Source organism: Chryseobacterium sp. NG-CE01 (assembly GCF_055695505.1).
In genome coordinates, this window is record NZ_CM146369.1 from 574,073 (window position 1) to 594,943 (window position 20,871).

General features: G+C 35.4%; 19 protein-coding genes. 14 read left to right on the plus strand and 5 right to left on the minus strand.

Annotated features, from left to right (window positions below; genetic code table 11):
* Window positions 1–59: 59 nt before the first annotated feature.
* Window positions 60–644, minus strand: coding sequence for a Holliday junction branch migration protein RuvA (ruvA, locus tag ACYT6F_RS02765; RefSeq protein ID WP_472599783.1), 585 nt, complete (start codon window positions 642–644; stop codon window positions 60–62).
* A gap of 335 nt (window positions 645–979) precedes the next feature.
* On the opposite strand from ruvA, the gene ACYT6F_RS02770 reads away from it, so the two are divergent.
* The gene (locus ACYT6F_RS02770) at window positions 980–2,317 is read left to right on the plus strand and encodes an IS1182 family transposase (protein WP_472597713.1); all 1,338 of its coding nucleotides are present in this window, start codon (window positions 980–982) and stop codon (window positions 2,315–2,317) included.
* A 130-nt stretch (window positions 2,318–2,447) separates the two neighbouring features.
* Here the strand turns inward: ACYT6F_RS02770 and ACYT6F_RS02775 are convergent, their stop codons facing one another.
* The 3 genes from ACYT6F_RS02775 to ACYT6F_RS02785 all read right to left on the minus strand — a co-directional run bounded on the left by ACYT6F_RS02775 (window position 2,448) and on the right by ACYT6F_RS02785 (window position 6,050).
* Window positions 2,448–4,742 (minus strand): NADP-dependent malic enzyme, encoded by a 2,295-nt coding sequence (locus ACYT6F_RS02775; RefSeq protein ID WP_472599784.1) that lies wholly within the window; start codon window positions 4,740–4,742, stop codon window positions 2,448–2,450.
* Between the two features lie 21 nt (window positions 4,743–4,763).
* Window positions 4,764–5,615: an ATPase gene (locus tag ACYT6F_RS02780; protein ID WP_472599785.1), complete on the minus strand. Its 852-nt coding sequence runs from the start codon at window positions 5,613–5,615 to the stop codon at window positions 4,764–4,766.
* Between the two features lie 171 nt (window positions 5,616–5,786).
* Window positions 5,787–6,050 carry a hypothetical protein gene (locus ACYT6F_RS02785; RefSeq protein ID WP_169231175.1) on the minus strand — a complete coding sequence of 88 codons (264 nt, stop codon included), beginning with the start codon at window positions 6,048–6,050 and terminating at the stop codon, window positions 5,787–5,789.
* A 231-nt stretch (window positions 6,051–6,281) separates the two neighbouring features.
* On the opposite strand from ACYT6F_RS02785, the gene ACYT6F_RS02790 reads away from it, so the two are divergent.
* From ACYT6F_RS02790 to ACYT6F_RS02805, 4 genes are all read left to right on the plus strand, one after another.
* Entirely contained in the window at window positions 6,282–6,740 is a 459-nt protein-coding gene (locus tag ACYT6F_RS02790) for a GtrA family protein (RefSeq protein ID WP_472599786.1), read from the plus strand.
* A 3-nt stretch (window positions 6,741–6,743) separates the two neighbouring features.
* Entirely contained in the window at window positions 6,744–7,472 is a 729-nt protein-coding gene (locus tag ACYT6F_RS02795) for a lysophospholipid acyltransferase family protein (protein WP_472599788.1), read from the plus strand.
* A gap of 41 nt (window positions 7,473–7,513) precedes the next feature.
* A complete protein-coding gene (locus tag ACYT6F_RS02800) occupies window positions 7,514–8,959 on the plus strand; it encodes a sugar MFS transporter (RefSeq protein WP_472599789.1) in 1,446 nt (481 codons plus the stop codon).
* Window positions 8,960–9,050: 91 nt separating this feature from the next.
* On the plus strand, window positions 9,051–10,010 hold the full coding sequence (locus ACYT6F_RS02805) for a DUF3810 domain-containing protein (RefSeq protein ID WP_472599790.1): 960 nt from the start codon (window positions 9,051–9,053) through the stop codon (window positions 10,008–10,010).
* 361 nt (window positions 10,011–10,371) lie between these two features.
* Here ACYT6F_RS02805 and ACYT6F_RS02810 read toward each other — a convergent pair whose 3' ends face one another.
* Window positions 10,372–10,680 carry a helix-turn-helix domain-containing protein gene (locus ACYT6F_RS02810; RefSeq protein ID WP_472599791.1) on the minus strand — a complete coding sequence of 103 codons (309 nt, stop codon included), beginning with the start codon at window positions 10,678–10,680 and terminating at the stop codon, window positions 10,372–10,374.
* 300 nt (window positions 10,681–10,980) lie between these two features.
* On the opposite strand from ACYT6F_RS02810, the gene ACYT6F_RS02815 reads away from it, so the two are divergent.
* The 9 genes from ACYT6F_RS02815 to ACYT6F_RS02855 all read left to right on the plus strand — a co-directional run bounded on the left by ACYT6F_RS02815 (window position 10,981) and on the right by ACYT6F_RS02855 (window position 20,280).
* On the plus strand, window positions 10,981–11,217 hold the full coding sequence (locus ACYT6F_RS02815) for a bacteriocin-like protein (protein ID WP_472599792.1): 237 nt from the start codon (window positions 10,981–10,983) through the stop codon (window positions 11,215–11,217).
* Between the two features lie 102 nt (window positions 11,218–11,319).
* A complete protein-coding gene (locus ACYT6F_RS02820; protein ID WP_472599793.1) occupies window positions 11,320–12,429 on the plus strand; it encodes a thioredoxin-like domain-containing protein in 1,110 nt (369 codons plus the stop codon).
* A gap of 431 nt (window positions 12,430–12,860) precedes the next feature.
* A complete protein-coding gene (locus tag ACYT6F_RS02825) occupies window positions 12,861–13,058 on the plus strand; it encodes a bacteriocin-like protein (RefSeq protein WP_472599794.1) in 198 nt (65 codons plus the stop codon).
* A 2-nt stretch (window positions 13,059–13,060) separates the two neighbouring features.
* On the plus strand, window positions 13,061–13,978 hold the full coding sequence (locus ACYT6F_RS02830; RefSeq protein ID WP_472599795.1) for a hypothetical protein: 918 nt from the start codon (window positions 13,061–13,063) through the stop codon (window positions 13,976–13,978).
* Window positions 13,971–14,747: a GLPGLI family protein gene (locus ACYT6F_RS02835; protein WP_472599796.1), complete on the plus strand. Its 777-nt coding sequence runs from the start codon at window positions 13,971–13,973 to the stop codon at window positions 14,745–14,747. Before ACYT6F_RS02830 ends, ACYT6F_RS02835 begins: the two co-directional genes overlap by 8 nt.
* A 155-nt stretch (window positions 14,748–14,902) precedes the next feature.
* A complete protein-coding gene (locus tag ACYT6F_RS02840) occupies window positions 14,903–16,408 on the plus strand; it encodes a vitamin K epoxide reductase family protein (protein WP_472599797.1) in 1,506 nt (501 codons plus the stop codon).
* Window positions 16,409–16,481: 73 nt separating this feature from the next.
* The gene (locus ACYT6F_RS02845; protein WP_472599798.1) at window positions 16,482–18,674 is read left to right on the plus strand and encodes a peptidase domain-containing ABC transporter; all 2,193 of its coding nucleotides are present in this window, start codon (window positions 16,482–16,484) and stop codon (window positions 18,672–18,674) included.
* 45 nt (window positions 18,675–18,719) lie between these two features.
* A complete protein-coding gene (locus tag ACYT6F_RS02850) occupies window positions 18,720–18,923 on the plus strand; it encodes a bacteriocin-like protein (RefSeq protein ID WP_472599799.1) in 204 nt (67 codons plus the stop codon).
* Window positions 18,924–18,981: 58 nt separating this feature from the next.
* Window positions 18,982–20,280 (plus strand): HlyD family secretion protein, encoded by a 1,299-nt coding sequence (locus ACYT6F_RS02855; RefSeq protein WP_472599800.1) that lies wholly within the window; start codon window positions 18,982–18,984, stop codon window positions 20,278–20,280.
* Window positions 20,281–20,871: the final 591 nt, after the last annotated feature.

A 20,871-nucleotide genomic window follows, 5' to 3' on the forward strand; every position in this document is an offset into this window, starting at 1 on the left:
ACGCACATGAACGACAGGAGCAAGAATATATTGAAATACTTAATATTTGCCACCAAATGTTAAATGTTTTTTAAAATTTGTTTTACCAGTTCTTCTGTTGAAATCTCCGGATTCTGCTTGATGATTTTGTCTGCAAGTTTCTCGCTCATCCTCTTTGGAATGCCTAAAACTTCTAATGCAGATAACGATTCTTCCTTTACTTTATTATTTGCAAGGGTAGAAATATTTTCTTCCGGATTGCTGAATTTCTGCACTTTATCTTTAAGATCTACAATAATTCTTTCGGCGGTTTTGGCACCGATGCCCTTGGCTTTCTGAATGAGCGCACTGTTCCTCGAGAGGATGGCTGAAGCAATCTCATCTAAGCTTAAAGTAGACAATAAAATAAGGGCAGATACGGCACCTACTCCGTTAACGCTTATTAACAGATTAAACATCTCTTTTTCTGATCTGGTATTGAAACCGAAAAGCAAATGAGCATCTTCACGGATAATCTGCTGAATATAAAGAAAGGTTTCCTTATTGGTGGTAAGGGTTTGCGAGGTCATTAAGCTGATCCCTACATAGTAACCAACGCCCTGAACGTTGATCACTGCGTAAGTAGGCGTAAGTTCCTGAACAATGCCTTGTAGTGAAAATATCATTATTAATTTTTAAAACTCCCAAATATAGCAAATTAAACTAATTAATGTTTTCATTTCAGAGGCGAATGCTTTTTAACTTAATTTTTAAGTCGAATTTTAAAGATAATCGAGAATAATGAAAGACTTGAAAAATCATCTTGTTATAATATCCATTTAAATTCTCCGGAATTCTAATTCACACCGAGATTAAAGATTTTGGCAGCTTCATAATTCACAAGCATTACATTTAGCATAAAAAAGAGGCTGTCTCAAAAGTGAGACAGTCTTTTTTATTGATCATAAAAAAAGGAAAGTCTGAGACTTTCCTAATTGCAGCAATTTTCATAAATTGCTGTATGCATAGTAGATCAAAGGTAATCTTTAAAGATTATAATCCCAAACAAAACTTTTTGTTTCCGCCCAATTTATTAGATTTTATAGAAGAGAATCATCCGGTACGGTTGGTTTCTGAGGTTATAGACCGATTGGATATCCGCAACCTGATTAACGAATATAAATCAGGGGGAAGTTCCAGCTATCATCCTAAAATGCTTCTGAAGGTTCTGATTTTTGGATATCTCAATAATATTTATTCGAGCAGAAAACTGGAACAGGCATTAAAGGAAAATGTCTACTTCATGTGGCTTTCAGCAATGCAGAGACCTGACCATAACACGCTTAACCGCTTTAGGAGCGATAAACTCAAAGGTCAGATCAGGGATATTTTTACTCAGATTGTGATGCTGCTTCATAAAGAAGGACACGTTAGTTTAAAAACAACCTTTGTAGACGGAACCAAGATAGAAGCCAATGCAAACCGCTATACTTTTGTCTGGGGAAGAGCTTTGAAGAAAAGCAGGGAAAGAATAGAACACCAGCTGGAAGAATTATGGAATTATACGCAGCAGATTGCTCAGGAAGAACTTAGAGATACCGAACCTGTTATTTTTAAATCTATTGATAAAGAAAAAGTAAGTAAGGTCATTCAAACCATAGATTCTGTTTTAAAGAAAAAGAAGATTTCCTCAAAAGTTCGCCAGAAGATTGGTTATGCCCGTAAAAACTGGCGTAACAATCTGGAGAAATATGAAGCATATGAAAAGATTCTGGCCGGAAGAAACAGCTTTAGTAAAACGGATCATGATGCTACTTTTATGAGGATGAAGGAAGACCATATGCGAAACGGACAGCTCAAACCCGCTTATAATCTGCAGCTTTCTACCGAGAATCAGTTTATTGTTCATTATACCCTCCATCCTAATCCTACTGATACCCAGACCCTGGCCTTGCATATAGAAAGCTTTGAAGAAAATTATGGACACCCACCTGGTGAAGTTGTTGCAGATGCAGGATACGGAAGCTATGAGAACTATGAATTTCTAAGACAGAAAAAAGTAAAAGCATATGTAAAATACAATTACTTTAATAAAGACCAAAAATCAAAACAAGTTACCCAGTCTGCATCAAATCCCAAACTTGCAAAACATAGGAACAGGATTTTCAGGCTTCTCAATACCAAACGGGGAATTGCCTTAAGAAAGCAACGATGTTACGACGTAGAACCTGTTTTCGCCCAAATCAAGCACAATAAAAGTTTTAAACGCTTTTTCTTACGAGGAAAGGTGAAAGTAGAAATTGAAACCGGTCTTCTCGCCATCGCCCATAACCTTAAAAAACTACAAAAAGCAGCATAAAACAACTGCTTTTTGTAGTTTTTTATAAAACATAGAAAATGTCCCGCTTTTTATAAACTTCAAAACTAAATAAAAAAAACAAAAGAGACTGCCTTTTGAGACAGCCTCTTTCAGTATTTATCTGTACATACTAGTTCTTATCTTTTTTCTCTCTTCTCTGCGCATCCAAAACAGCGATCGTAGCAAGATTTACAATTTCATCTACGCTGGAACGCATCTGAAGTACATGCACCGGTTGCTTGAGTCCCATCAGAATCGGGCCTATTACCTGCGCAACCTTCATTCCTCTGATAATCTTATAGGAAAGATTGGCACTTTCAAGATTTGGGAAAATGAATGTATTGGCTGGTGTAGTTCCCAGTTTTGAGAATGGATAATCACTCAGGTGATCAGAATCCATTGCGAAATCCGGCTGTATTTCGCCGTCTACGATCATTTTAGGATACTTTTCGTGGAGAATGCTTACCGCTTTTGCCACTTTTTTAGACGTTTCAGAAATCGCAGCGAAGTTTTCAAACCCAAGCATGGCAACTCTCGGTTCTATAGCAAAAGATTTTACTGTTAACTCCGCCATTTTAGCGATATTTACAAGATCTTCGGCTGAAGGATTTTTGTTGATGGAAGTATCTGCGAAAAAAATCGGTTTTTTTTCAGACAAAATCATCATCATAGCCGCTACTTTATCTACTCCTTTGTCTTTTTCGATCACTTCTAATACCGGTCGTAATGTGGAAGCATAATTTTTCGAGAACCCTACGATTAATCCGTCGGTATCACCATGCTTCAGCATTAACGGACCAAAATAATCTCTCTGACGAACGAATCTTTTGGCTTTATACTCATTCATCCCTTTTCTCTGGCGGAGCTTCCAAAGTGTTTCCCTGTATCTTTTTCTGTTTTCTTTCTGGTCGTCGTCACTTGGATCGATGATCGGAACATCAAGATCAATTCCGAAACGCTCCATCTGTTCTTTGATGTATTTTTTGCTTCCTAAAAGGATCGGATAAGCAATACCTTCCTCATAAAGAATCTGTGCAGCTTTTAATACATTATATTCTTCAGCATTTCCCAAAGTAATTCTTTTAGGATTTGCTTTTGCCCTGTTCTGCATCATTCTTACCAGCTTTTCATCTCTCCCCATCCTGTCGAGAAGGCTGTTTTCATACTCATCGAAATCGGTGATGGTTTTTCTTGCTACCCCACTTTCCACAGCAGCTTTGGCAACAGCACTCGATACTTTTGTAATCAGTCGGTTATCAAACGGTTTCGGAATAAAATACTCTCTTCCGAAATGAAGGTTATGAAGGTTATACGCAAGAATCACGGCTTCAGGAACCGGCTCTTTGGCAAGATCGGCGATAGCGTGAACGGCAGCAAGCTTCATCGATTCATTGATTGTTTTTGCCTGTACATCCAACGCGCCACGGAAAATGTAAGGGAATCCAAGAACATTATTTACCTGATTAGGAAAATCACTTCTTCCTGTTGCCATGATAACATCTTTACGGGTTTCGATCGCGAGATCATAAGCGATTTCAGGATCCGGATTGGCCAAAGCAAATACAATCGGATTTTCATTCATGCTTAAAAGCATTTCCGGAGTCATCACATTTCCTTTTGAAAGACCTACGAAAACATCAGCACCTTTCAGGGCATCTTCCAATGTATCAATATCTGTCTGGGCAATGAAGTCTAATTTTTCCGGAGTAAGGTTTTCTCTTTTATGATTGATTACGCCTTTACTATCGCACATCAGGACATTTTCTCTCTTCAGACCTAAAGAAATATATAAATTGGTACATGCAATCGCAGCCGCTCCGGCTCCGTTTACCACCATTTTGATATCTTCAATTTTTTTGTTGGCAATTTTTAGCGAGTTAATAAGGGCAGCAGCAGAAATAATGGCTGTTCCGTGCTGGTCATCGTGCATTAAAGGAATATCCAGTTCTTCTTTCAATCGCTGTTCGATATAAAATGCTTCCGGAGCTTTAATATCTTCAAGGTTGATCCCTCCAAAAGTAGGAGCAATCCCTTTCACGATTTCGATAAACTTATCGGGATCTTTTTCATTGATCTCTATATCAAATACATTGATATCTGCAAAAATTTTGAACAAAAGACCTTTTCCTTCCATTACGGGCTTTGACGCCTCTGCACCGATATCGCCCAATCCCAGAACCGCTGTCCCATTGGAAATAACAGCTACCAAGTTTCCTTTTCCTGTGTAGTCGTAAACGGTTTCCGGCTTATCGTGAATTTCCATACAAGGCACTGCAACACCCGGCGAATACGCTAATGACAGATCTCTCTGTGAGGAGTGCGGTTTTGAAGGAATCACTTCGATTTTTCCTTTAGGTTCGGCTTTATGATAATCTAAAGCGGCCTGATTAAAGTTCTTTTCGTCGCGCTGGGTTTTACTTGACATATGATGAATTTTGTTTTTAAATTATAAAATATATTGAATGTGGTAATCGACAAGACTTTCTATAGGCTTCTGTACGATCTGTCCCACATTTACGTTGAGTTCTGCTGCGGCTGCACGCAGAATATCTTCATAGTAATAGGCAATAGAGCCGATGAAATTAATTTCGGCATCTTTTGATTCTTTATATGGAAGAACCTGGTAGTCGAAGAAGTTAAGCATTTCATCGTATACCATTTTGCGTAAGTACGGATGTTCTTTTCTTTCTACCACAAATTTGTTGAAATCTGCCAGAAACGCGTTGGGGCGTGTGCTGTGGTACATGTTCTTCAACACCTCATCTACGGTAAGCTTATACGTTTGTTCAAATTCGGATGAAAGATCATCGGGAAGCTTCTGCATAAAGAATCTTCTGACAAGCTGTTTGCCAATCGCGCTTCCGCTTCCTTCGTCTCCTACCAGAAAACCTAACGAAGGTAATTGTATTTTTATGTTTTTACCATCAAAATAGCACGAGTTGGAGCCTGTACCAAGGATGCATACAATCGCAGGCGTTCCTCTGTAAGCTGCATAGGCTGCTGCCGTGAGATCTTCTTTAACAATAATTTCCGCATTGGTAAAAACTTTCCCTAATTCCTGGATAATGATATCACAGTTTTGCTGAACACCACATCCTGATCCGTAAAAGTAGATTTTGGTAATGGAATTTTTAACGGAATTTAAGCTTGTATTTTTTTCAATTTCGGGAACAATAAGCTCTTTGCTGATAAAATTCGGGTTGAAGCCAATGGTTTCTGCTTTCAGAAAGACGTTTTTGAAATCGTCCAGAATGACCCAATCTGATTTTGTAGAACCACTATCAACAATAGCAACCATATTTTTCCATTTTAGTTTAAGGATGCTAAATTATGAATTTATCTTGTAAGAAGCGGGATAATTGACATGACATATGTGTTATTTGTAAATCTTAAGGTATACTAAAATAATAAAAAGAGCCGGACAAAATTCTGCTCAGCTCTCTTTAATTCGTTCTTTTGTAATGCATCATTATTGTTTTATTTCCGCATTTTTATCATTAAACTGCACCAGCCAGTCTTCGATCTCATCCTCAAGATAAGAGGTCTGAAGGATCATGGCGTTGATAAAATCATCGGGGATAGGCTCATTTTTGGAATTTTCAATATTCCAGAGCTCTTCAGACATATTTTCATACTCAGAATAGACGCGTTTGAACCGCGAATTTTCCCGTTCTAACGCTTCAATATTTTTCTGCTGAAGCTGGAATTTCCTGTATTTGTTTTGATGTTTCATACAAATATTATTAAATGTGGTCGTGAAAATTTTTTGAATCGTATGATTGAATCATATTACAAGATAGAAAAAACCATCAACACAAATCGTTGAAAATGAATTTATTATCAGGTGAAGCCTACATCCTTCCGGAAAACTAAAATTAGAAATTATTTTGTATCTAAAAAAATTTTTAACATCTTTTTTCAGTGTTTAACATATAGTTATAAATTTGCACATTATATCATCGGGATGAGAGATTTACTATTACGGCAGAAACAGGTTTTATTCTTTATTATTGCAGGAGGGCTGAGTGCTGTTGTTGAAATCGGAAGTTTTAAAGTTTTCAGTACGGCAATACCGCATTTCTTTCCCCGCGAAATTAATTTTCATGGGATTCATTATCCATTGAGTAATATTTTCTCGACCAGCTGCGGGATTATTACCAATTATTTTCTGAGCATTTGGTTTGTTTTTGAGAGAGGAAAACATTCTAAGAGGAAAGAATTCGCCTACTTCATGCTGGTTTCTTTTATTTCAACATTGTTAAGTCTTGGTTTCTTCCAGATTTTCTACAGCTATGTTTTTAAAGATACGTTTGATCTTATTATTTATTCTTTAAGTCCTGAGATTATCAGCAAGATTGCTGCAATCCTTCTGGTTTCCGTACTTAATTATTCTATCAAGAAAAAAATAATTTTTAACGGATAGAAGATGAGCAAAATTTTAAACTATCTCTGGAGGGCGTGGCTGCTGATATTGGCCTTTGTTTTTACCCTGATTTTCGGGCTTCCCGTTTATCTTTTATCTTTTAACAAAAAGCATTATAAATATGCATATCGCTTCGTAAGGTACTGGAGCTACTGCATCTTTTACGGGATGGGACTCCGTTACGAGCTGACGAAACTTTCGGGGGAGACACTGGATAAAAATCAACAGTACGTTTTTATCTCCAACCATACGTCTATTATGGATATTATGCTGATGTGTATTTTGTGTGCAGATCATCCCATTTGTTTCGTCGGTAAAAAAGAGCTGGTAAAAATCCCGATTTTCGGAACCATCTACAAAAGAATATGTGTGATGGTAGACCGCGGAAGCGCCAGAAGCCGAGCCGATGTTTACCGACGATGTGCCGAAAAAATGGAAGAGGGAAACAGTATCGTGATATTTCCCGAAGGCGGTGTTCCGGATGACACATCTATCATTCTGGATGAATTTAAAGACGGTGCTTTTACCCTTTCATCAAAACATAATTCACCGATTGTAATCTATACATTTATAGGATTAAAGGAAATTTTTCCGTTTGACAATTCAAAAGGTTATCCCGGAAAAGCCAAAGTTTATTTCAACGGGATTTTATACCCTTCGGCTCCTCCTAAGGAGCTTAAAATGTCTTCTTTTGAGACAATAAAAAAAGTATTGCTGAAACACTATAATTAAAAGAAATAATATATATTTGTTTTCAGAAATTTTCAACAAATATGTCAAATTATTCTAAACAAACCAATTGGGGACAATTCATCCCATTGGTTACTGTGTTTTTCTTCTGGGGATTTGTGGCGGCAAGTAATGACATTTTGATCCCGGTTTTCCAAAAAGCTTTTCAATTATCACAGACCGAAAGTATGCTGGTGCAGATATGCTTCTATGTTGCATATACAGTAGGTTCTTTGATTTATATGGCTGTTTCCAAAGGTATAAAACAGGATTTGGTCAACAAAATCGGTTATAAAAACGGTCTCATTGTGGGGCTTCTGATTTCTGCAGCAGGAACTCTTCTGTTCTATCCTGCAGCTAATCTCCATTCTTTCCCGTTGATGATCTCAGGTCTTTTTATTGTAGGACTTGGATTTTCACTACAACAGATTGTAGCCAATCCCTTAGCTATTGAGGTAGGACCTGCAGAAACAGGTTCCCAGCGACTTACAATGGCAGGAGGAATTAATAACCTGGGAACAACCATAGGACCGCTTATTGTGTCTTTCGCTATTTTTGGTTCGGCTGCAGCAGCGACCCAGGACGTAAGTGTTGAAAGTGTAAAAGTTCCTTACCTGATTTTGGGAGCAGCTTTTGTTCTGGTAGCGGTAATGCTTAAATTTTCTTCCCTTCCGGCTATTACACCTACCATTACTGAAGATACGGATGATATCGTTCCTGGAGAACACCGAAAGTCGGCTTTTCAGTATCCTCAGCTTTTTATGGGGATGATTGCCATTTTTGTATATGTGGGAGTGGAAGTTTCTACGGCAAGTAATCTGCCTGCTTATATGGAAAAAAGTTTAGGTTTTGAGACCAAAGATATCGCACCTTATATTTCTCTATATTGGGCATCACTGATGATCGGACGTTGGACCGGCGCTGTAGAAGCATTCGACGTAAGCGCAGGAGCTAAAAAAATATTAAGGTTTTTGGCACCTTATCTTGCATTCGGAGTTTTCTTACTGGTAAATGCCATTGCAAAACATGACCTGTCTCATTTCTATGTGTATGGATTAATCATTATCGCTATGATCATTTGTGACATTATGAGTAAAGGTAACCCTGCCAGAATGCTTCTGATTTTCTCCATTGCAGGTATTGCAGCTTTATTAATAGGAATGTTCACTGAAGGAATGGTTTCTGTATATGCTTTTACGAGTGTAGGTTTATTCTGCTCTACGCTTTGGCCATGTATTTTTGCTTTAGCAATTAACGGTCTTGGAAAACACACCAACGAAGGTTCCGGACTTTTGATCATGATGATTATGGGAGGCGGAATTGTAAGTCTTATCCAGGGATACGTGGCAGATCTTACGAATATCCACTTCAGCTATATTGTGGGAGTAATCTGTTTTGCATATCTTGCTTTTTATGCAATAAGAGTAAGCGGAATCCTGAAATCTCAGGGAATTGATCTTGACAAAATCACAAAAGGAAGTGGTCACTAAAATATCAACAATACTACATAAAAAAAGATTTTGGGCAGGTTTATTACTTGCCCAATTTGTTTTGTTTTATACATTCTCGAAATCTTCTCTAATGATTTCCTTTTTTGAACGTTTTTTTGAAAGTCAGAAGAGATTTCATCAGCTGGCGTTTTCATGGTTCCCGTTTTCTTTCGGGGATCTGCTGTATGTTTCTCTGGGAATATTTCTTATTTACCATATTGCCGGATGCTTCAGTAAAAAGAGAAGGAAAAGTTCATTATTAAAAATTCTTGCCTGCTTCAATGTTCTTTATTTTCTGTATCAGATATTCTGGGGAATGCTCTACTTCCAGACTCCGATTATTAAAAAACTTTCCTCTCAGGAAGAGCCTACCGTAGAAAAGGCTAAAATCTTAGCGCTAAAATATCTCAAAAGATGTAAAGAAACCCGGAAACTGGCCCAGGAAGATGCCAACGGAATTTTCATTATTAAAGATCTGAATGTCTTACAAACAGAAATTCTCAACAGGCAAAAAATGCTTCCTGAAAATATTTCTGGTAAAAGAGCTTCTGAAATTAATTCTTTTAAGCCCAGTCTTTTTAGAAACATCATGAGTTTTACCGGTATTCTGGGGTATTATAATCCCTTTACTGCCGAAGCGCAATTCAATTCCCAATTGCCAAACACATTAATTCCTTTTACCTCGGCTCATGAAAGCTCTCATCAGCTTGGCTTTGCAAGAGAACAGGAAGCTAATTTTATAGGCTACCTTATCGGTATAAATTCCAACAATACAGAACTCCGCTACAGTACAGAATATTTTACCCTGAAAAGTCTGTTGAATTATATCGTCGATAAAGATCCTGCATTTGTAAAATCTGTACTCAAAAACTATTCTCCTGAAATGAAAAGAGACAGGGCATACGAAAAGGCTTTTATCTTAAAGCATCAGGGTTTACTCGATGATTTTTTCGGTTTTACGAATAATCTTTTTCTGAAATCTAATCAGCAGGAAGGATCTGTGACGTATTCTTACTTCATCAATCTCCTTCTGAATTACGAAAAGGGATAATAAACAAAAGAATCGTATCAGGCGATACGATTCTAAAAACACAAATGATGAAAAAAAATTTATTACCTTGACTTGTTCCCTCATTCAAGGCGTTGTAAAATTACAATATATTTTATAAATAAAAAAATATTTTCATATTTTTTTTCACAAATTTAGGAGAATTAAAGATTTTAAATTTATGTTAACATTTCTGATAATCTCGGTTTCTCCTTCAAAGTTGTTATTATTACTCATTAAAAGGTGATTATATCCAACATTATTTTTTAGAAATAATATTTATTTACCTGATAGTAAAGCTGATACCAATCCTCAGTGATTAAATAAATTCCAGACACAAAAAAACATCCACTAAGGATGCTTTTCATTTCTTTAAATTTTCAAGTTCTTTCTTTAAGAATTCATTCTGCTCTTTTAAAAGTTTTATATAGTCCTGTAAATTATCTATTATAGAGTTGGGTATATTAAAGTTCTGATTATAATAATTCCCTGAATTATCGTTGAAAGTTGAATTATCATTATGGACAATTCCGGAAAACTCTGATTCTTTAATATCTTCAACAGAAACCTCCAAAGCTTTTGCAAGCTTTTCCCATTCATCATCATGAATTTTCGATTTTCCGCTTTCCTTACGGGAATAACTGGAAGTGTCAGTGGATAATATTTTTGCCATTTTTTCCTGAGACATGTTTTTCTGTTTTCTTATATTTTTTAATTTTTCCTGAATCATTCTAATGTGCTTTATTGCAAATGTATGAAAACGCAACGCAAAATTTGCAATAAAAACGCAAGAAAATTGCAAAATATGTCTGCTCTCCGAGATATATTTTTTAATAGTTTTGAACCATCAATATTGATAGCGCTATTTAAAATCAATTTATAATTACGCAGGTATAGATTAAAACCAAAAAGCAAAAAACCCAATGTCGGGGTTTGTACGGCAGAATATTTTTTTAATTTTAAAGATCAAATAATGAAAAATTTGAAAAAACTTTCGAGAAAAGAATTGAAAGATGTAAAAGGAGGACAATCTTGCGTTTTATATGTGCAGGGAAGTAATGGAGCATGGGTCCCAAGAACAGGTGTTTGCAAAAAGGTAGTTTCTTTTACTCAAGTAGGAGATGTTTCTATTCCTTCAACATCTAGCTATTGCGAAACTGGATTGGGTCAAGTTCCATTAAGTTCAAATGGCGGACAATCACGTTGCTAATCAAAGGAGGCTGTCTCAGAAAATAAACTAATGATCTAAGAATCTTTTAGACTTTAAAATTTGTCAGATAATATTTGAGACAGCCCCTTTAAAATATAAATAATGAAATCATACTACATAATTATTTTATTTATTTATTTCTGTGCAACATCCTGTTTTCAGGAAAGACACAGAATTATTATAAAAGGTGAAATACCTAATTTACCCGATGGTATTTTATATCTCTATAAGGATATTCCTGAAAATAGAATCGACAGCACATCTACTAAAAATGGAAAGTTTAATTTGGTTCACCAATGGAAAGAAAATGATGAACCTGCATATTTAGGTTTGGATCATATAGATAAAAAAAAGGTTACGAGAGCATTTAGTTTTCCTGCAAATGCTAAATTTAAAGGTTCTGCATGTAATCCTCAATATTTTTTTTCAGACTCAATTATTTATATAAACGGACGTATTAATGATTTTCCGTTAAAAGATTTTGAATTTTCGGAAAAATATAAAATTGTTACAAGTCCTAGACTCATTGCAGGAAAACAGACACGAGCCTTTTACAATATAGATTGTGATTTGTTTGAAAATATCGGGCAAGCAACAGAAAAAAAAGTCAATATTATTGAAAATAAAATAAAAAAATATCCCTATTCTTATCATCTATTATATAAAATAGCTGAAAATAAGAATACCTTTTCTCCTGAACAGATCAATGAGTTTTTAAAACTTTTCAAAGACGAAATTACACAAAGTAAAACTTTTAAAAATTTATCTGATTATAACAAAAAAAGATATCAAGAGAAAAATGCTTCTCTTCCACTACTAGAAAATACTGAAGGTAAGAAATCTGCGATTCTTAATTCAAAATACAAAAAGCATTTAGTTATATTTTGGGCAAGTTGGTGTGGACCCTGCAGAAAAGAGATCCCTCTTTTAAAAAAAATGTACCCGAAAAAAGATGAATCATTAGAATTTATTTCAATCTCAATTGATCAAGACTATAATGAATGGAAAAAAGCTTTAAGTGAAGAAAAAATGGATTGGGCGCAGTTTATTACAAATGAAAAAGATTTAAATTATGAAAAAATTCAGATGCAATTCAGATTAAATGGTGCAATTCCATATACAGTTCTTATTGATAATAACTATAAAATTTTAAAATATAATGTTGGCTTATCTTCCGAACAAGAACTATATAATTTCATTAACAAAAAATAGTAATTCATCAAGTAGTTATCATTGCAAAGCATATACTGCCTTTGCCAATTTTCCCCATTCATCATCATGAAGTTTCTATCTCGTTTTCTTTACGGGAATAACTTGAAATATCAGTGGACAATATTTTAGCCATAGCTTCCTGAGATTTTCTTTGTTTTCGTAAAGTTCTTAATTTTTCTGAATAATTGCTAACGTGCTTTACTCCAAATTTATGAAAACTCAACGCAAAATTTGCAATAAAAACGCAAGAAAATCGCAAAATATGTCTGCTCTCCGAGATATATTTTTTAATAGTTTTGAACCATCAATATTGATAGCGCTATTTAAAATTAATTTATACCTGCGCAGGTATAGATTAAACCCGATCGGAAAAATCCCTATGCCGGGGTTTGTACGGCAGAATATTTTTTTTAATTTTAAAAAATCAAATAATGAAAAATTTAAAGAAGCTTTCAAGAAAAAAATTAAGCACAGTTACTGGAGGCTTAGAAAACAATTGCACTTGTGGAGCAGGAAGCAGTATAGAATTTCACTGGCATGCAGAAAGCTCAGCTGCATGTTTTTCTGGATGCAAAGAATATAGAAAACGAATTAAAGCACTACAAGGACAAGAAGAAACTAATCAATAACAATGAATAAAAATTGTCTATTTCAAAAGGGGATTACTATAATCCTCTTTGTTTTATTTCTAAATTTTAATGCTCAAAAAATTGTAATAATCAACAAAAGTAATGAGAGAATATTTTGTTTTCAAAATAATGTAAAGCATGAAGTAACAAAAAATAAAGAACTTGAAATAATTGGTTCATCCGAAACTATTATTTCAGATGAAAATAAAATTATTTTAAATCTGATTAATTTCTTGGAACCAAAAGAACATTTAAAAATTGAAATTCTCAATGATGGTAAATATTCGTTTGATGGGGATAAGAAAAAAAATTATGAATACATTTATAGAGGAATTAATGAAAATTTACAGGTCACTTTAAAAAAATATGTGGAGCTTTCTCAAAAAGGTAATTTGAACTCATTTATTAATTTTTCTGAACTGGTATTAATAAATCATCTTAATAAGCTCAATTTAAAAAGTGTTTTTGATGAAAAAGATGATTCGAACGCACAAAAAAATCTTAAACAAGCCTTGAAATATCGATGGCTTGGCTGGTTTTTTTTAGTTGGTAATACAGGTGAAAAGTCTATTTTTTTCCGAAATGCAGTTAATTACTATTTTTCAAAATACATAAAAGCAGACATTGAATCATACTCATGTAATTCTATTGATGATTTCTTAAAATATAATATTTTAGAAACCATAGTAAAGCTCAATAATAAAGATGTAAAACTTCCAACATATCCAATTGTAAAAAGTACGGAATACGATTCATCAATAAAATACTTCCCTAAGAGCTGTCAGCAAGCTAAATTATTAGAAAGTTATTCTTTCAATCTGCACAAGAAAAATCCAATATATAAACTATACAAAGAAATTCTTATCAATGATTTTGGAATGAATAAAGATTTAATTGAAAAATACAGCACCAATGAATAAACTAACTTTTGTACTAGCATTTTGTCTTTTTCAAATAACCTGGTCTCAAAATATTGAGATTTCTTACAGAGTAAAATTCCGGCCACAAAAAGAGGATCACTTTATGAAGACTGAATATTCACTTTTGAAAGTCAATGGATTAAATAGCGAGTATATTCCTGCAAAAAAAATGAATGATAGCCTGAAAATCGATGAAACATATCTCAATTTTATAGTGTTACAAGACACTTCTCATATAAAATATTATGGAAGCTTTAATAATTTACAGTTTTTTTATCACGAAAAACCTATCAATAATTGGGTGATAATTCCAAACTCTGTTGGAGTTCATAACAATTACAAAACTCAACAAGCTAAAATACAATTAGATGGCAGAAAATGGATTGCTACATTTACTCCAGACATTTCAGTTTCTAAAGGACCTTACAAGTTCCAAGGTCTTCCTGGCTTAATTACAGAAATACATTCCGAAGATCAAGATTATTCCTTTGAAATGATCGGCTTAAAACAAATCAAAGAGGAAAAAAATCTACATCTTGAAAATTATAAAAAAATAGAAAAGAAGAAACTTCAACTTTATATCTCTGAATTTCTTAAAGATCCTGCCTCTAAAAAACTTTCCCTAAAAAACTCTTACGGAGATACTTTTGACTATCAACCTAGCGGAAAAAAAGATGAAGATTACAGATCTACCAACGCTTTCATTTCTGAAACACTTCAAAAATATAACAATCCAATAGATGGAGAAACTTATATTTTGGTATTTTAACATGAATTTGTACTCAATAAACTAAGAAGGAATTTACCAATATTCGTATTTACGTAAATTATTAATAGACAACAAGACAAGTATAAATCACGTTAATATGAGAAAAATGTTTGTTATTTTCAAACATCTCCTTATTTTAGTTGAAAAATATTAATATGCCATTGGACAAACTTATAAATTACCTTAAACTTGACAGACAGGAGTTTATGTTTCAGTTTAACTCTCACCCCAATTATCCTTCAGCACTGGCTTTTAGCGATACCCTGAATTTTCTGGGAGTAAGAAACGATGCATATGAGCTCGATAAAGAATATTGGGATGAGCTTCCGGAAGAATTTATTGCTATTGTGGACAATACATTTTCTTTAGTTAAAAAATCGGGAAGCCAATATTCAGTTTATTCTGATAAAGCGAAGACCATAAACAAGGATGAGCTTCATGAAAAATCTACTGATTTTGTACTGCTTTTTGAAAAAGATCCAACAGTAAGTAAATCATTCACCAGCTATAAGCCATTTCTATATCTTATTCTTTCCATCATCTTACTCTATTCACTTCTTACGCTGACTTGGTATGAATCCCTGTTCAATATTCTCTCAGTGGCCGGCGTCTATATTTCTCTTGAGATCTTTAATCAGAAATTTGGAAATACATCTGCCATAATCGGCAGCATATGTGGTGATTCGGCAGAAAAACAGAACATCAATGCCTGTAATAAAATTATAACTCAGGATAAGACAAGTATTTGGGGATTAAAGTTCTCTGATTTTTCATTGATATATTTCATAGGCATTACTGTTTTAGGACTATTTTTACCTGCGACCTCTTTGGTTGTGAAAGGCTTTTCATTTGCCTCATTAATTGCTATAGGTTATTCCTTATACATTCAGGGATTTGTAGAGAAAACATTCTGCAGGGTTTGTCTTTTAATTATCTCTATCTTACTGCTCCAACTTATTCTAAGCATCTTTTTTTTCGAAAATGTTTCTCTTGATGCAAAGACGGCTGCATTGAGTATTACTTTATGGAGTGTTTTGCTTTTTTCTGTTCTTTACCTCAATACTACTCTTGAGGAAAAAGAAAGTCTCCAGAAATCGAATGCGAAAAACTTAAGATTCAAAAGAAATTATGATTTGTTTAAAAGGGAGCTTCTGGAAAATGAAAAAATAACTTTTACAGACAATCAAACATTTCTTGTAGGAAATAAAGACGCAAAAATTCATCTTTCGATTATTTCAAATCCTTACTGCGGATTTTGTAAAGATGCCCATAAAATTGCAGAAAACCTTCTTCAGAAATATCCGGATAGAATTTCGGTCCAAATGAGATTTAACTATAGTCCGGATAAGCAAAATGAAAAATTTACGGATCTCATTTCCGATTTCATATATACCTACAAAAACAAGACCTCTGGTGACTTCCTGAATCTTGTTGAATATTGGTTTGAAACAAAAGATGAAACTAAAACAAGGCTGAAAGCGAATGTTACTTCAGGTAATGAAGACCTCTCCCCTGTTATTAACATGTCGGCAGAGAATAGAAATGCAGGACTGAATTTCACACCTATCATTCTCATTAACGGTTATCAGTTCCCTGATAAATATGACCGTGAAGATATTTATTATTTTATCGATGAATTAACGGAAGATGATGATATTTGATAAAAATATTTTTTGCAATATAAAATTCACTAAATTAGGAAAAAATTAAAACCGAAATACAAAAAATACATCATTGAAATCCTTTCCTTTTTACCGTCAGCCAGATTCCAAAGACTGCGGTCCTACCTGCCTTCGTATTGTGAGTAAATACTACGGCAAAACCATTTCCTTACAGCAGATCCGTAACCTTTCCGAGACTACCCGCGAAGGAAGCAGCCTTCTGGGGCTGAGTGATGCTGCCGAAGATCTCGGATTCCGGTCAATGGGCGTACAGATCGACTTCAATACTCTGGCTGAAGAAGTACCTCTCCCCTGCATTGTGCACTGGAACAAGAACCACTTTGTCGTTGTTTACAAAATTGATAAAAAAAACAAAGTATATATCTCAGATCCGAGCTACGGACTGATTACCTATTCAAGGGAAGAATTCATAAAGCTCTGGATCGGTGAAAACGCTAATGAAAAAACCGAAGAAGGTATTGTTCTTATTGTAGAAACAACCCCAGCTTTCTTCCAGACCGAGTTTGATGATAAAGAAAGCAAGGCAAGCTTTTCTTTCCTTTCAAAATATCTTTTAAAATATAAATCTCTTGTTATCCAGCTGGCCATAGGTCTTTCGGCAGGAAGCTTGCTGTCACTTATTTTCCCTTTCCTTACCCAGAGTATTGTGGATGTGGGAATCCAGAATCAGGACCTGAATTTTATTTATCTGGTCCTACTTGCCCAGATCATGCTCTTTATCGGAAGAATGGGAATTGAGGTGATCCGGAGCTGGATCTTGCTGCACCTTTCCGCAAGAATAAACATTTCCATCATCTCCGATTTTTTTATTAAGCTCATGAAGCTGCCGATCAGCTTTTTTGATACGAGAATGACGGGAGACATCATGCAGAGAATCAACGATCATCACAGAATCGAGCAGCTGCTGACGAGTTCCTCGCTCAATACTCTGTTCTCACTGGTCAACCTTATCATTTTCAGCATTGTACTTTTATTTTACGATTACAGGCTGTTTGCCGTATATCTGGTGGGAGCGGCAGCTTATATCGGGTGGATCAGTTTTTTCCTTAGTAAAAGAAAGGAGCTCGATTATAAAAGATTCTCCCAGGTTTCGGAAGAGCAGAGCAAAGTCATTGAACTTATCAACGGTATGCAGGAGATTAAAATGCATAATGCCGAAAAGCAAAAAAGGTGGGACTGGGAGTTTCTGCAGGTAAAGCTGTTTAAAATAAGGATAAAATCTCTATCCCTGGAGCAGTGGCAGTCCGTAGGCGGAAATTTCATCAATCAGATGAAGGATATCCTGGTAAGTTTTCTCTCTGCCAAGCTTGTCCTCACCGGCAATCTTACCCTGGGAATGATGCTTTCGGTACAGTATATTATCGGGCAGCTTAACAGCCCTTTATTGCAATTAATTGATTTTATCAAACAATCTCAGGATGCCAAGATTTCTCTCGAAAGGCTGGGAGAAATTCACGATAAAGACGACGAGGAAAACGCAGACGAACAATACACCCACGATCTGCCACAGAAAGATATTGAGATTGATAATCTCTCATTCCGGTATATCGGTTCAGAGGCTTATGTTTTTGAACATATGAATTTAACGATTCCCTACAAGAAGACAACAGCCATTGTAGGGGCCAGTGGAAGCGGCAAAACGACACTTCTGAAGCTTCTGATGAAATTTTATGAACCGAACGAGGGTGAAATAAGGCTGGGTAATACCAAGCTGAAGAATGTGTCTCCCCGGTTCTGGAGGGATCATTGTGGAGTAGTAATGCAGGAAGGTTACGTTTTTAACGATACGATCGCCAATAATATCGCCGTGGGTGAAGATTATCCTGATAAGAAAAAGTTAAGAAAAGCAGTAGAAATTGCTCATATAAAGGATTTTATTGAAGAGCTGCCTTTAAGCTATAACACCAAGATCGGAAATGAAGGGCTTGGCGTAAGCGGCGGGCAAAAGCAAAGGCTATTCATTGCCCGGGCCGTATACAAGTCTCCGGAATATATCTTCTTTGACGAGGCTACTTCTGCTCTTGATGCCAATAATGAAAAGATTATTATGGAAAATCTCGAGCAGTTTTTTAAAGGAAAAACAGCCGTGGTAATTGCTCACAGACTCTCTACCGTGAAACACGCCGATAAAATCATTGTGCTGGACAAAGGCAAGGTGGTAGAAGAAGGAAATCATGCGGAACTCGTTGCTTTGCGTGGTGAATATTACAGACTCGTTAAAAATCAGCTTGAGCTTGGAAACTGATAATTATTTAGTAAATTTATATTACCAACTCAAAATCTATCAGTTATGAAAAATTTACAAAAAATCGAAAGAAAAAATCTTAGAGAAATCCAAGGGGCAGGACCTGTTCCTGTATTTCCATGTAACTGCTTCTGCTACATTAATAACGTAAAGCAGTGGAACGCCTGCAACCGGCTTTGTCCTGATGGGGACATTCCCGGAGTAGAACCCGGCAATAATCCGAAATGCGATTATACACTGCCATTATAACAGTATTTAAACACACTCAATAGTCTTCGTAATCTGAAGATTATTGAGTTTTATATATATGAAAAAAGACATTTTAGACAATATAGAACTACGCTCAGAAAGCGTTCAGGATATCCTTACCCAGCCGCCTCACTGGATGATCCGCTGGGGAAATACCATTATTTTTTTAATCCTCATTATGATTCTCATCATGAGCTACATGATACGGTATCCGGAATTTATTCCGGCTCCCATTGTGGTCACTTCACAGAATCCACCGGAGAAACTTGAGGCCCGCACCAATTCAAAAATCGAAAAAATCTTCATTAAAGATCATCAGCACGTAAAAAAGGATGAAGTATTAATGGTAATGCAGTCAACGGCCAATTACAAAGACATCCTTGAGCTGAGAAAGCTCGTAGATTCTATTACCCCGGATCAGCTGGCCTCATTTCCGCTTAGCAGAACTTCGCATTTTAAGCTTGGCGAATTACAGGGAGATTACAATAGCTTCGCAAAGGCGTTTCAGGATGAGGCACTTTTTACAAGGCTGCAGCCTTATGCCCCTGAAAATCTTGCCGCTAATCAGAGCCTCTCGGAATACAGAGTAAGAATCGCTACGCTTAAGCAGCAAAAAAGCTTAGAACAGGCAAAATATGAAATCACTAAAAAGAACTATCAGCGTTCTCAGGAATTATTTAACCAAGGGGTAATCGCTGCCGTGGAACTGGAAAATGAAAAAATAAAATACCTGCAGGCCCAGCAAAATCTGGAAAATATCAATATCTCTCTTTCTCAGACTGAAGAGGGAATTTCGAATGTTAATAAAACGAAAAGCGGAACGGTAATCAACACTGAGAAGGACAAAATTACTTATTCTTCCCAGACGTTACAGCTTTTCGAGCAGCTCAGGAAATCGCTCAAACAGTGGGAGCAAAACTACCTTATCGTTTCCAATACGGATGGCGAGGCAAGCTTCCAGCAGTTTTTTGGGGAAAATCAGTTTGTAAAAGCGGGCGATGCCATCTTATCTATCCTTCCTGACAATAAAGAAAAACTGGTGGGACGGATGTCAGTTCCCGCCGCCAATTCAGGAAAAATTATTGCAGGGGAAAAGGTGCTCATCAAACTTGATAATTACCGCTATCAGGAATATGGCATCGTGGAAGGCAAAGTACAGAACATCTCCCTTTCTCCTGACAAGGAAGGAAATTATTACGTAGATGTTATCCTCCCGAAAGGTCTGAAAACTTCATATAATAAAACTCTGAAGTTCGATAAAGAGCTAAAAGGTAACGCCGAAATCGTAACCCAAGACCTGAGACTTATCGAAAGATTCTTCTACCAAATTAGAAAATTACTTGGGTATCAGGCCTAAATAATATGAAGCTGAAGTATTGTCTTCAGCTTTTTTTATACATTATTTTTAATTTAATGGTATGTTCTGAAAACTGATATAGGATTAGCAAATAAATATTTATTAAGCAGTGCATATATTCTTATTTTGCACTGCTTTCTTTTTATAATTTTTGGGTATTAGCGTGTATTGATAATGCATCTTCTTATGTATTTATACCAAGGTTACTTTAGTAGCCATATTGGTAAGAGCCGAAGAACTTTAGAGTATACTATACAATTTATCACATAGTCTTAATGGAATGCCAGTGCGAAATTAATATTGTAAACAGCAATTTTCAGAACAAGCTCTATATTATTACCGGATCCAACCTATGTCTTTTTGCTGAGATAACTTTGTCTAATATTTATAATCATTTTTTGATATCATCCAGTACCACTCATCAGGTAAAATGACATTACAATTAGCTACATATTCCGGTAAATCTTTGATATCAATTAAGATTCCTGATAAAATTTTGATTATACTTTCTTCGTAAGTACTATCACTAATGTTGATAGAAATCTCAATAAGTACTTAACGGATTGCAAAATTGGTTAAAATTGATAAAAA

Coding starts and splice junctions, on each gene's coding strand:
- ACYT6F_RS02840 (WP_472599797.1), top strand. CDS start 14,903: ATGCCATTGGACAAACTTATAAATTACCTTAAACTTGACAGACAGGAG.
- ACYT6F_RS02825 (WP_472599794.1), top strand. CDS start 12,861: ATGAAAAATTTAAAGAAGCTTTCAAGAAAAAAATTAAGCACAGTTACT.
- ACYT6F_RS02855 (WP_472599800.1), top strand. CDS start 18,982: ATGAAAAAAGACATTTTAGACAATATAGAACTACGCTCAGAAAGCGTT.
- ACYT6F_RS02780 (WP_472599785.1), bottom strand. CDS start 5,615: ATGGTTGCTATTGTTGATAGTGGTTCTACAAAATCAGATTGGGTCATT.
- ACYT6F_RS02820 (WP_472599793.1), top strand. CDS start 11,320: ATGAAATCATACTACATAATTATTTTATTTATTTATTTCTGTGCAACA.
- ACYT6F_RS02850 (WP_472599799.1), top strand. CDS start 18,720: ATGAAAAATTTACAAAAAATCGAAAGAAAAAATCTTAGAGAAATCCAA.
- ACYT6F_RS02790 (WP_472599786.1), top strand. CDS start 6,282: ATGAGAGATTTACTATTACGGCAGAAACAGGTTTTATTCTTTATTATT.
- ruvA (WP_472599783.1), bottom strand. CDS start 644: ATGATATTTTCACTACAAGGCATTGTTCAGGAACTTACGCCTACTTAC.
- ACYT6F_RS02830 (WP_472599795.1), top strand. CDS start 13,061: ATGAATAAAAATTGTCTATTTCAAAAGGGGATTACTATAATCCTCTTT.
- ACYT6F_RS02770 (WP_472597713.1), top strand. CDS start 980: ATGCATAGTAGATCAAAGGTAATCTTTAAAGATTATAATCCCAAACAA.
- ACYT6F_RS02775 (WP_472599784.1), bottom strand. CDS start 4,742: ATGTCAAGTAAAACCCAGCGCGACGAAAAGAACTTTAATCAGGCCGCT.
- ACYT6F_RS02800 (WP_472599789.1), top strand. CDS start 7,514: ATGTCAAATTATTCTAAACAAACCAATTGGGGACAATTCATCCCATTG.
- ACYT6F_RS02810 (WP_472599791.1), bottom strand. CDS start 10,680: ATGGCAAAAATATTATCCACTGACACTTCCAGTTATTCCCGTAAGGAA.
- ACYT6F_RS02795 (WP_472599788.1), top strand. CDS start 6,744: ATGAGCAAAATTTTAAACTATCTCTGGAGGGCGTGGCTGCTGATATTG.
- ACYT6F_RS02785 (WP_169231175.1), bottom strand. CDS start 6,050: ATGAAACATCAAAACAAATACAGGAAATTCCAGCTTCAGCAGAAAAAT.
- ACYT6F_RS02815 (WP_472599792.1), top strand. CDS start 10,981: ATGAAAAATTTGAAAAAACTTTCGAGAAAAGAATTGAAAGATGTAAAA.
- ACYT6F_RS02835 (WP_472599796.1), top strand. CDS start 13,971: ATGAATAAACTAACTTTTGTACTAGCATTTTGTCTTTTTCAAATAACC.
- ACYT6F_RS02805 (WP_472599790.1), top strand. CDS start 9,051: ATGATTTCCTTTTTTGAACGTTTTTTTGAAAGTCAGAAGAGATTTCAT.